This window comes from Halomonas sp. A3H3 (assembly GCF_000982975.1).
GTDB lineage: Bacteria > Pseudomonadota > Gammaproteobacteria > Pseudomonadales > Halomonadaceae > Vreelandella > Vreelandella titanicae.
On record NZ_HG423343.1, the window covers coordinates 410,970 to 422,089 of the forward strand.

Sequence of the window (11,120 nt, forward strand, 5' to 3'; positions counted from 1 at the left end):
TACCTCTACGTTATTTCAAAAAACTGTTGTTTCAAAACAACATTCAAAAGGACACTGGTATGCAACATGATGCTCTCTATTACCCCAGCGCCTCGCGCCGGATGGCAACGTTCGGTAAACGTGGCATGGTCGCCACCTCACAACCGCTAGCAGCGCAGGTAGGTATTAGCATTTTGCAGCAAGGTGGTAATGCGATTGATGCAGCCATTGCCACGGCAGCCGCATTAACGGTGGTGGAACCCACCTCGAATGGAATCGGCAGCGATGCCTTTGCCATTGTCTGGGTCGACGGCAAACTGCATGGCCTCAACGCCAGTGGCCCTGCTCCACAAGCGGCAACCATTGAAGCGCTAAAGGCCCTCGGACACGATACGATGCCCAACCATGGCATGCTACCTGTCACCGTGCCCGGGGCCCCGGCTGCCTGGGCGGCACTTTCAGAGCGTTTTGGCAAACTGCCTTTCGCAGAGTTGCTGGCGCCTGCGATTTCACTGGCCGATGAAGGATTCCCGGTTTCTCCCGTCATTCATCAAATGTGGAAAGAAGCTTTCAACACCTACTCGGCTTACGATGAGGCCTCCTTCAAACCATGGTTTGATACGTTTGCTCCCAAAGGGCATGCGCCGAAGCCCGGTGAACTGTGGCGCTCTGAAGGCCATGCTAAAAGCCTAAAAGCGATTGCTGACACCCGCGCCAAAGCATTCTATGAGGGCGACCTGTCCGAGGCCATTGATGCCTTTTCCCGCGAACATGGTGGCTTATTACGCAAAGAAGACCTAGCGGCTTACCAGCCAGAGTGGGTAGACCCTATTAGCGTGCGCTACAAAGGCCACGATATTTGGGAAATACCCCCTAACGGCAGCGGCATAATTGTCCTGCAAGCGCTGGGTATGCTTGAGCGGTTGGGCGAAGAAGGGCGAGATCCGGTCGAAACACTGCACCGTCGTATTGAAGCCACCAAACTGGCTTACGTCGATGGCTTCGCGCATGTTACCGACCTTGATGCTATGCGACCTACCATTGATCAGATGCTGGACGACGACTATTTGAAGTCGCGAGCAGCAATGATTGGCGAGCAAGCCGTCGACCCTATACACGGCAATCCGATCAAGGGCGGAACAGTGTATCTCGCCACGGCTGATAACGATGGCAATATGGTGTCGCTGATTCAAAGCAACTTCAAAGGCTTTGGTTCTGGCATGGTGGTACCGGGCACCGGCATTAGCCTGCAAAACCGTGGCTGGTCGTTCTCCCTCGACCCGCAGCACCCTAATGCACTAGCCCCCGGCAAGCGCACCTACCACACCATCATCCCAGGCTTTATCACCAAAGATAACCAAGCCGTTGGGCCGTTCGGTGTGATGGGTGGCTATATGCAGCCCCAGGGCCATGTGCAGGTGGTAACGGCGATGCTTGAGGATCAACTGAATCCTCAGGCAGCGCTCGATATGCCACGTTGGAAATGGACCAAAGGCAAAACCATCGAAGTTGAAGCCGACTTCCCCAATCACTTAGCGCTTGCCCTGGCACGCCGCGGCCACGACATCGTTAAAGTCGCCGATTCAATCAGCTTTGGCCGTGGCCAAATCATTCTGCGCGATCCTGACACCGGCGTACTCCAAGGGGGTACCGAGCCACGCACCGATGGGGCTGTGCTCCCCTGGTAACATCTCACCACTAAACTGGGTCTCCGCCGTGTTGCCGTTGAAGGCAACCGGCGGCTGAGCTGGCTATCCACGCTCAACCACCGCATCATGGCACTCTTTTTTTCGTCGGTACTTTTTGCCAGCCTAACTATGTCTCCACCACCTTCTGAATCGACTTCCTCACCACTAAGCGGCTTTTTTGGCGTATTTCGCTATAGCCGACGTGCACTTGGCTTAGTCTGGGAAACCTCTCGCTGGATGATGCTTGGGCTGGCGCTGTGCACGCTGGTCGCAGGGGTTCTGCCTGCCGTGGCGGCCTGGGTGGGTCAATTGATTGTGGATGGGGTGGTAAGTGCCATGGAGGCCCATCAAGCAGCCACTGACCCCAATCTACTAGCGTCCATCACACCGGTGCTAACGCTGGTGGGGATCGAAGCCGTGATTATTGCGCTCATTGCCCTGGCCCAGCGCGGCCTCTCAGCCCAACAGTCACTGCTGCGTGCGCTGCTGGGGCAGAAGGTCAATGTGATGATTCTGGAGAAAGCGGGACAACTGTCACTTAGCCAGTTTGAAGATTCAGAGCTTTACGACCAGCTCACGCGAGCGCGCCGTGAAGCATCTACGCGCCCGCTTGCACTGGTGAATAAAACCTTTGGGCTGCTGCAAAACGCTATCTCGCTGGGTAGCTTCGGCGTGCTACTGGTGCAGTTCTCCCCTTGGGCGCTGCTGATTTTGGTAGCAGGCGCCTTGCCGGTATTTATCTCAGAGGCCAAATTCTCGGGCGATGCTTTCAGGCTGTTTCGCTGGCGCTCGCCGCAAACCCGTATGCAGATCTATTTAGAGACGGTGCTGGCAAGGGAAGACAGCATTAAAGAGGTCAAACTGTTTGGCCTTGAAGGGCTGTTTCTCAAGCGCTATCGCGACATTTTTACCAAATTGTTTGCAGAGGATCGCCGCCTAACTTTGCGTCGTGAAAGCTGGGGGTTTCTGCTCGGCCTGCTTGGCACCTTAACCTTTTACGCCGCCTACGCCTGGGTGGTGATTGAAACGATTGCCGGGGCGCTGACCCTGGGTCAGATGACCATGTACCTGATGGTCTTCAAGCAGGGTCAGGCCGCGCTCTCCGCAAGCCTCACCGCGATCAGCGGCATGTACGAGGATAACCTCTACCTCTCCAATCTTTATGAGTATCTTGAGCAGCCAGTGGAGGGAGAGAGCGGTACACTCACTCAGGGAGCACTGCCCGGTGACGGGCTGCGCTTTGAGCACGTTAGCTTCTCCTACCCTGGCGGCGACTCTGTTCTCCAAGATCCGGTTCTTCACGATATCTCACTGCACCTCTGCCCTGGGCAGAGCCTGGCTTTGGTAGGCGAAAACGGCTCGGGTAAGACGACCCTTATCAAGCTGCTCACGCGGCTCTACCACCCAACCCAAGGCCGAATTCTGTTAGATGGTAGCGACCTGCGGGATTGGAGTACCCAAGCACTACGTGAACGCACCGGGGTGATTTTTCAGGACTTCGTGCGCTATCAGTTGCAGGTGGGCGAAAACCTTGGTGTCGGCGATACGCATGCCTTTAACGACCAAGAAAGGTGGCAGAACGCCGCTCGTCACGGTATGGCGGATGAGTTTATTACCCGCATGGCCAACGGCTACAAAACCCAGCTGGGTCGCTGGTTTAAAAATGGCCAAGAGCTCTCTGGTGGCCAGTGGCAGAAAATTGCCCTCTCCCGAGCGTATATGCGCGAAAACGCGGACATTTTGGTACTGGATGAACCTACCGCTGCCATGGATGCTGCCGCAGAAGCCGAAATATTTGCCCGCTTTCGCGAGCACAGCCGCGATAAAATGGCGATATTGATCTCTCATCGTTTTTCCACAGTACGCAGCGCTGATCTCATTCTGGTTATTGATCAAGGGCATATCGTTGAACGCGGCACCCATGAAGAACTCCTGGCCACTGCAGGCCGCTATGCGAAACTGTTTCAACTCCAGGCAGCGGGTTATAAATAGCCACTAAAATATTAATAATTCTTATTATAATTATGTTTAAACTCTTACCACGCTAATTAAAACCTCGAACGTGAACAAACGTCACAAGCGTTACAAAGCTATCGACCTTTCTAATACTTTAAAGGTAATGTGCTCTCATGGTTTGACACTACAGGAGTGGCACATATGAACCGTCTTCATCAGATAAAAGTTAAGTATGCTCTTGCCTTTATCAGCGTTGCGTTAGCATTACTGGTTATTGTGGTAGCCGATGCACTGCTGGTTAATATGGTAAAAAGCCGTTTAGATACGTTTATCACCAACTATATTCCGGCGACTTCAGCCACACTCAACGGCGACCGTGACCTTTATCAAGCACGCGTTGCTGAGATTGAGTATCTGTTATCTGACCCCAGCTCCGAGCGAGCAACAGCGTTAATCGCCGAGTTTGAAGAGAATGCTCAGCAGGCTTATGACCGCATGGGGCTCTACGCCGAACTAATGCAGAACTACCCAGAGCTAACCAAGCAACTAGCTAACTTTGAAACGCTGTATAGCGATTGGAAACAAGAGGCAACACGTGTTTTTGAGCTGCACCAAAACGGCAATACTGCAGCAGCATTAACGATGCTATCCGGCTCATCATTAGACGACTTTAATGCACTACGTGACATATATGATGTATCGGGAATAAATATTGAGACAGCCACTTATCAAGCAGAAGCAGCGGTGGTAGATAGAATCCAAGTGCAGCAAACATCCACTATTATTGTTGCTTTAATCATCTTTATTGCGGCAACGCTTATTGCGCTACTAGGGCCGCTAATGATGTCTCGGGCTATCCGCCAAATCAGTGGACGTATTAAGGAGATCACCGAAGGAGATGGCGATTTAACCGCGCGGATTGAGAGCCAACGCCGTGATGAAATTGGTGAATTGGCACAACAGTTCAATGCCTTTATTAAACGCATTGACGATACGCTTCAGTCAGTTAGCAGCAGTACCGTTAGCCTGCAGCATGCATCTACTGAAATTGCCAAAGGCAGTCAGGAGCTTGCGGCACGTACTGAGCAAGCAGCTGCGAATTTACAGCAAACCTCTGCTTCGATGGAGCAAATCGCAGCAGTGGTCAACAACGCCTCTGATTCTGCCCAGCAAGCTGACCAGCTGGCACTTTCAACCCGGGATCTCGCTCAACAGGGTTTGCACTCCATGCACAGTGTTGAGCAGACAATGGATACGATTAACGACTCTTCCTCTGAAATCAGCAGCATCGTCAACCTTATTGATAGCATCGCTTTTCAAACCAATATCCTGGCGCTGAATGCGTCTGTAGAGGCCGCCCGCGCAGGTGAGCATGGCCGTGGCTTTGCGGTAGTTGCCCAAGAGGTACGTATATTGGCCAGCCGTTCAAGTGATGCCTCCAAAAACATTGCCACTCTGATCAATACCTCGTTAAGCCGCACAAAATCGGGCGTTGACCAAGTGAAACAAACTGGCGCCACCATGCAGGAGATGGTAAAAAGCATCGAGCGTGTGGCGGACGTGATTGCTGAGATCAGTGCTGGTGCTAAAGAACAGAGTGTAGGTATCGGTCAAGTAAATGACGCAGTCAACGAGCTGGATAGCATGACCCAGCACAATGCCTCCATGGTAGAAGAGTCCAGCGCTGCGGCGGCGGAGCTAAGGGAGCAAGCTGACCGGTTAGGCGTGCTAGTGGGCGCCTTCAAGCTCAGTAATGCTAGTGAGCAACCTGCCCTTGTCAAACCAGCCCTTGCCACTACGACGAATAAGCCTTCGCCTTCGCCTGCTGCCCCGCGTAGTATGCCGAGCTCACAGCAACCTGAGTGGGAGTCGTTCTAAGCAGACTGTCTCTATGCTTCCTTGGGCTTATATAAGCCCAAGGAATTTAACCACTTAGATTTAAAGCAATATCCTTTCAAACTATCGCACAAATCGATAAGTGATCGTTAAGAGTATGGGTCATCAAAGGAACCTCTATGCTGTCGAATGCTTTAATTATTGATGATGATCTTGATGTGCAATTGCTGGGTAAGATGTTATTGCGTCAGCAGGGATATGAGGTTGTTACAGCGGGAAGCCTGGGACAACTCGCACGGCAGCCAGCCTTACTGAATGCCGAGCTCATCCTGCTTGATTTTGGGCTTGGCGAGTTTACGGGCCTGGATATTCTCGATTATCTACACGATTTGCACCTAAAAGCATCAATTCTATTGATCAGCAGTTGCTCGCAAGAAACCGCGGAAAGTGCCATTGCAGCAGGTAAGGCAATGGGCTTCCATATGCTTGGTTTTCTGCCCAAAGCCAAGCTACTCACTGATCTTGCGCTCTTCCTTGAACCCTTAAAAACAGCCCACAGAACACCTACAAGCGATGACTTGGCAAAGGCCATACGTGAAAAACAGCTGTTTCTCGCCTTTCAACCACAAGTCGATCTTCAGCACGCCCTTCAACAAGACCAGATAATTGGCGTTGAAGCGCTGGCTCGCTGGCAAAACCCTGAGCGAGGAGTGCTTTACCCGGATAGCTTTATCTCCTTGGCAGAGCAGAGTGGACTAATGATCCCGCTCACTTGGTATGTCATAGAGCTTGCCCTACAGCAACAAGCCCAATGGCTATTCCAAGGGTGGAACTTAAACCTCTCAATCAATATAACGGCGGCCTTTATTCAAGAAGAAGGCATGCTTGAAGTGTTCGATAAGCTCACCCAGCAGCACCAAGCTGTACTTAACCGGCTCACTTTAGAACTCACCGAAACAGTTGGCGTGGAGTGCTTGAGCTACGCAAGCCATGTGCTTAATGCGTTGCGAGACAGGGGATGCAAAATAGCTTCTGATGATTTTGGCACCGGCCACTCTTCACTTACGCAGCTCTATCGGCTGCCTTTCAACGAGCTTAAAATTGATCGTAGCTTTGTCTCACTGATCGACCAGGATCAGGATGCATTGGTGATTACAGAATCGATTATCGACTTAGGGAAGCGCCTTGGACTGACGGTAGTCGCCGAAGGGATCGAAACAGCAGCACAACACGCTATGTTGGTCGAAGCGGGTTGCGCGGTGGGCCAGGGGTACTTCATTTCTCGGCCACTCACCGCGGGTGCCTTTAGCGCCTGGATGTGTGAGCGTTCACAATCTGCAATAACGGCTCAGAATGAGAGCATGCTTGCTCGCCGTAACGCCCGCTGTGTCGAGGCTTGCAGTACCGTTAATCGTTCCACATAGATGCCCAGCTCATCCATAGACGCTGCTAACGCTGTTTGTTCCAACTGGCTCGCTTGCTCAGCAATGGCAGAGCAGCCGAGAGAAGCTGCAGCCCCTTTCAATGAATGCGCCTCATGCTCCAAGGCTTGGCGGTTCTCAGACTGCCAATAAGCGTTAAGACGAGCGATACGCTCATCAAGCCGTGTTAAAAACGTAGTTAGCAGCGCATCCAGTGCCTTGGGTTCAAAGGTACTTTTCAGCTCTTCGCAAAGACGCTTATCGAGCACTTGCACTGCCCCGGCGCTATCGCCCAGCAATTCAGGTTTTTTTACAGGAGCAGCAGCGCGAATGCTGACAGAATCAACGCTTTCGTCGTTTGAGAGATAGCGGCAGATCACCTGATGCAACTCATCACGGGTAAAAGGCTTATGGATCATATCGTCCATGCCGCTTTGAATGCAGCGCTCACGATGCTCAGGCATCACATTGGCGGTCATCGCCACTATGGGCAACTTAGGCAGTTGATGCACAGCTTCATAATCGCGCCAGCGTTGGGTGGTTTCCGTGCCATCCAGCTTAGGCATCTGCATATCCATTAACACCAAATCAAATCGACCATGGTCTGCTTTCAACTGATCGAGCGCTTCCTGGCCGTTCTCTGCAACCGATACCTGCTGGCCAAGGCGCTCAAGCATGACGCGTGCCACCGTTTGATTTAGCGGATTATCTTCTACCACCAAGATATGGTGATGGGAGGGCACTGCTGGCGGGTGTTCACCGCTTTGATAAATGGCCAAAGGTTCGGTTTCCGGTAGACTGACGGTGAACCAGAATCGACTGCCGAGCCCCTGCTGGCTGCTAACACCTATCTCACCCTGCATAGCATCGACCAACTGCTTACAGATTGCGAGCCCAAGCCCTGTGCCTTCGTGACGACGCGCCATTGAGGTATCCACTTGCGAGAACGCCGAGAACAGCTGTGCTTGATCCGCTTCCGCGATACCACAGCCAGTATCGTGTACCTCCATAAGAATATTTTCGTCCCCAAGAGGTTTTATCTGGCATTTGACGAACCCCTCTTCCGTGAACTTCAAAGCATTATTGATTAAGTTCATCATGACTTGGCGCAGCCGCGCGATGTCTCCCATCACATAACGGGGCAGCGCCGGGTCAATAGCGTAACTAAAGGTGACCTTCGCCTTTGGTTCGCGGAGGGTGTAGCTTTCACAGAGCTGGTCGATGCATTGGTGAAGATCAAACGGCTGGATATCCAGGTCTAGGCGTCCTGATTCAATTTTGGTGTAGTCGAGAATATCGTTGATCACCGCACGTAGACTCTCTGCACTGCGCTTAAGCGCCGCTAGGTAAGTCTTCGCACTTGTTGTTTTAACCTCCTCGCTTAACAAATCCGCCATACCCACGACACCATTTAATGGAGTTCTAATTTCATGGCTCATCACCGCCATAAACTCAGATTTTGCCAGGCTCGCTTTCTCTGCTTGCTTGGCGGCCTCGTTCAGTTCTTTACTCTTGGCTTCTAATGCCTGTGCCTTGTGATCACTTGAACGGCTTTCCAGAATCAGAGCGCGAACCAGCATGCCCCCAGACAACATGAGCAGCGTAATGAGCAGTAATACTAGACCATATAGCTGCGTCAATATCCGACGCTCATCGCTGCGCATACGGGAGACATGCGCGTTGGTTTCAATAAGGATAGTGCCAGTGAACTGCTGGAGGCTTTCCGATCTCTCCAAGAGAGTAGCGATTAGGGCGCTAGTTAATTCAGAAGGGTCATCCCAAAGCGGTTCAAGCAGCGTTTCCATCTCTAGAACCAGCTCTTCAGTATGGCGAGTTACCCCCTCAACGCCTTCCAGTTTAGCCACGACTTTACCGATTTCACCTTGAAAAAAAAGTGACTGTCGACTAAATAGAATTTCATATCGAAGCAGCACGTCATCAACGCTGGCATTATCAGATCTTGCTTCCAATAGCGTTAACCGAAACTCGCGCACCTCTCGATCAAACTGATATCCGGCCCAAAGCAAGTTTTCGAGCAGACGATTTTCCAACGCATGCTGACGGTTATAAATAACCCCACCGGTGGTTAGTGCGGAAAGAAAAAAAAGGATCGCTGTAAAAGTAGCGATCCTGGTGCTGCGGGAAAAATAGAACTTCAGAAAGGCCAGCATGGCAATTACCCGGTTGTTTTATTCAACGTCGATGCGCGCCACCTGCCACACCGAGCGCATAAGAATTTCTTCGTTCAAAAGTTCAGGGTGCTGGTCAAAGGGGTAAATAACAAATAGCGGCCCCTGATCGCGAACACGGAGTGCTTGGCCGTTCGCCTGCATAGCAAAAATCACATCATAATTCTCAAAATCGCTGACGGGTATCGTCGACGCATACTCATTGAGTGCCACTACACGCATGCTTCTGCCCTCAGCACCGGCGGCTTCCAATATAGCTCGCCCCAATGGGCCAGAGAAGCTTACTGCGCCATCGTACCAGGGCGTATGAGTAATTGTTTCGTGCTGCGCCAAGGCTTCTAGCATCGCTTTGTCAAAATGAGCCTCATCCCCCACGTTTGCCTGGCCCACATTACCGCTGACCACCAATATCACAGCGCCTTTAGGTGGTTCCAGGGCGATAGCATGGGCCGATAGCGAGGCAAGTCCCGCCACGACGATGAAAACCGCGAATTTAACCAACATAGGACGACGTATCATGCTGCACCTCAATGGGAATCGATTACAGTGCAAGCATTGTATATCGGCCGTGAAAGGTTAACTGTGAACCTTTGTGTCAACGCATCATCCTCAACTAAGCTTAATGTATGAGTTTGTAGCTATTACGCATATGGCGCTTATAAGACGATAATGCGGGGAATCACTATGCATATTGGCGTACTTGAAGATGACCTGGATCAGCAGGCCTTTATTGAGCAGTGTCTACTAACGGCAGAACACCAAGTCTCGCTGTTTAGCCGCTCCAGCGAGCTTCGCCGTGCGACGCAGCAGCACACCTTTGACCTGCTCATTATCGATTGGCGCCTGCCCGACAGCGACGGCATGGATGTGGTTGCTCATCTTCGCCAGCACGACAGCTGGCGTGGGCCAATCCTGTTTATTACCGCCAGCCAGGGCGAAGACGATGTTGTAAAAGCCCTGGAGCGAGGCGCCGATGATTTTCTCGCCAAGCCCCTTCGCCCCAGTGAGCTGATTGCCAGAGTGAGCGCGTTAGGTAGACGCTCTGGCTATGCCACACCGCGCCCTGCACCGGCCTGTCCCGAGATATTTACCCTGCATACCGATGAGCACTACATCAGCGTGGCGGGCGACGCCATTGATTTAACCGAACGTGAATATCGGTTAGCCACGCTGTTTTTCTCTAAAATGGGTGAGCTAATTACCCGTGCGCACTTACTAGAACTGGTGTGGGGCATTAAAGGGGATATTTCGACGCGTACCGTTGACACCCACGTAAGCCGCCTACGCCGCAAGCTGGAACTGGATGGTCGGCATGGCCTGCGTCTACGTAGCGTTTACCAATCGGGGTATCGCATGGAAACTTGCCAGCCCCCCACCTTGAACAAGTCGCTAAATAGATTGACGCTCATATAAGCATCGGTTAAAACATAAGAGCTCCCCTTTAAGGGGCAGTTCTTTTTTATTAACGAAACTTTTTCAGAGACCTTCTCATGCGCTGGCAAATCCCCGCGACACGAATGAATAAGCTGCATCGCATTATTAATAATGCGGTATCAGCTTATTATTGTCGCGCGCCAGAGATGTAAAGAGGAAATTGGCCGCGGCAAGTGTCGCGGCCATGTTGTTTTATCGTTACCTTTGAGACTCCCTGATCGCGATGTTGCCCGGCCTCCTAACCCAGGAGACCGACCCCATGGCAATCGCAACCATTACCCGCAAACTACTCAGCGCTTTCACCCACTATCGTACCCAGCGGCGCTTTTACGAAGACCCGCGCTTTCATGACCCGCACCTGTTAAAAGATATCGGTTTACGCTGGGAGCAGGGCCAGCTGGTATCCATTCATGGTGTAGAGGAACCAAGTCAGCGCAACCAACGCCATCAGGCTGAAACCCGCGATGCCTACGAAAAATGTCCACACTGTGGGAGTAGGTTGGCATAGCCAACGCCCCGGTCGCAGGAAGTGGCCGGGGCGTTTTCAGTGGCGTGCCACGCCTGGCGCGCAATATCGGCATAGGGGCGGTCAGCATGGCTGACCGGTCCCCTGCCAC

General features: G+C 52.1%; 8 protein-coding genes. 6 read left to right on the forward strand and 2 right to left on the reverse strand.

Annotation, left to right across the window (positions count from 1 at the left end; translation table 11 throughout):
• The first annotated feature begins 59 nt into the window (after positions 1-59).
• The 4 genes from HALA3H3_RS01850 to HALA3H3_RS01865 all read left to right on the forward strand — a co-directional run bounded on the left by HALA3H3_RS01850 (position 60) and on the right by HALA3H3_RS01865 (position 6,883).
• Positions 60-1,667, forward strand: coding sequence for a gamma-glutamyltransferase family protein (locus HALA3H3_RS01850; RefSeq protein ID WP_022520678.1), 1,608 nt, complete (start codon positions 60-62; stop codon positions 1,665-1,667).
• 129 nt (positions 1,668-1,796) lie between these two features.
• Positions 1,797-3,659: an ABC transporter ATP-binding protein gene (locus HALA3H3_RS01855; protein ID WP_039859327.1), complete on the forward strand. Its 1,863-nt coding sequence runs from the start codon at positions 1,797-1,799 to the stop codon at positions 3,657-3,659.
• 165 nt (positions 3,660-3,824) lie between these two features.
• A complete protein-coding gene (locus tag HALA3H3_RS01860; protein ID WP_022520679.1) occupies positions 3,825-5,501 on the forward strand; it encodes a methyl-accepting chemotaxis protein in 1,677 nt (558 codons plus the stop codon).
• A 137-nt stretch (positions 5,502-5,638) separates the two neighbouring features.
• Positions 5,639-6,883: an EAL domain-containing response regulator gene (locus tag HALA3H3_RS01865; protein ID WP_022520680.1), complete on the forward strand. Its 1,245-nt coding sequence runs from the start codon at positions 5,639-5,641 to the stop codon at positions 6,881-6,883.
• On the opposite strand, the gene HALA3H3_RS01870 is transcribed toward HALA3H3_RS01865, so the two are convergent.
• Entirely contained in the window at positions 6,808-9,051 is a 2,244-nt protein-coding gene (locus HALA3H3_RS01870; protein WP_022520681.1) for an ATP-binding protein, read from the reverse strand. The genes HALA3H3_RS01865 and HALA3H3_RS01870 overlap by 76 nt on opposite strands.
• A gap of 18 nt (positions 9,052-9,069) precedes the next feature.
• Positions 9,070-9,588 (reverse strand): putative pterin-binding protein, encoded by a 519-nt coding sequence (locus HALA3H3_RS01875; RefSeq protein WP_022520682.1) that lies wholly within the window; start codon positions 9,586-9,588, stop codon positions 9,070-9,072.
• A 165-nt stretch (positions 9,589-9,753) separates the two neighbouring features.
• On the opposite strand from HALA3H3_RS01875, the gene HALA3H3_RS01880 reads away from it, so the two are divergent.
• Positions 9,754-10,482, forward strand: a complete 729-nt coding sequence (locus HALA3H3_RS01880) for a response regulator transcription factor (protein ID WP_022520683.1) — start codon at positions 9,754-9,756, stop codon at positions 10,480-10,482.
• Positions 10,483-10,762: 280 nt separating this feature from the next.
• Positions 10,763-11,011, forward strand: a complete 249-nt coding sequence (locus HALA3H3_RS01885; RefSeq protein ID WP_008957723.1) for a hypothetical protein — start codon at positions 10,763-10,765, stop codon at positions 11,009-11,011.
• The last annotated feature ends 109 nt before the right edge of the window (positions 11,012-11,120 follow it).

Coding starts and splice junctions, on each gene's coding strand:
- HALA3H3_RS01870 (WP_022520681.1), bottom strand. CDS start 9,051: ATGCTGGCCTTTCTGAAGTTCTATTTTTCCCGCAGCACCAGGATCGCT.
- HALA3H3_RS01865 (WP_022520680.1), top strand. CDS start 5,639: ATGCTGTCGAATGCTTTAATTATTGATGATGATCTTGATGTGCAATTG.
- HALA3H3_RS01875 (WP_022520682.1), bottom strand. CDS start 9,588: ATGATACGTCGTCCTATGTTGGTTAAATTCGCGGTTTTCATCGTCGTG.
- HALA3H3_RS01860 (WP_022520679.1), top strand. CDS start 3,825: ATGAACCGTCTTCATCAGATAAAAGTTAAGTATGCTCTTGCCTTTATC.
- HALA3H3_RS01880 (WP_022520683.1), top strand. CDS start 9,754: ATGCATATTGGCGTACTTGAAGATGACCTGGATCAGCAGGCCTTTATT.
- HALA3H3_RS01885 (WP_008957723.1), top strand. CDS start 10,763: ATGGCAATCGCAACCATTACCCGCAAACTACTCAGCGCTTTCACCCAC.
- HALA3H3_RS01855 (WP_039859327.1), top strand. CDS start 1,797: ATGTCTCCACCACCTTCTGAATCGACTTCCTCACCACTAAGCGGCTTT.
- HALA3H3_RS01850 (WP_022520678.1), top strand. CDS start 60: ATGCAACATGATGCTCTCTATTACCCCAGCGCCTCGCGCCGGATGGCA.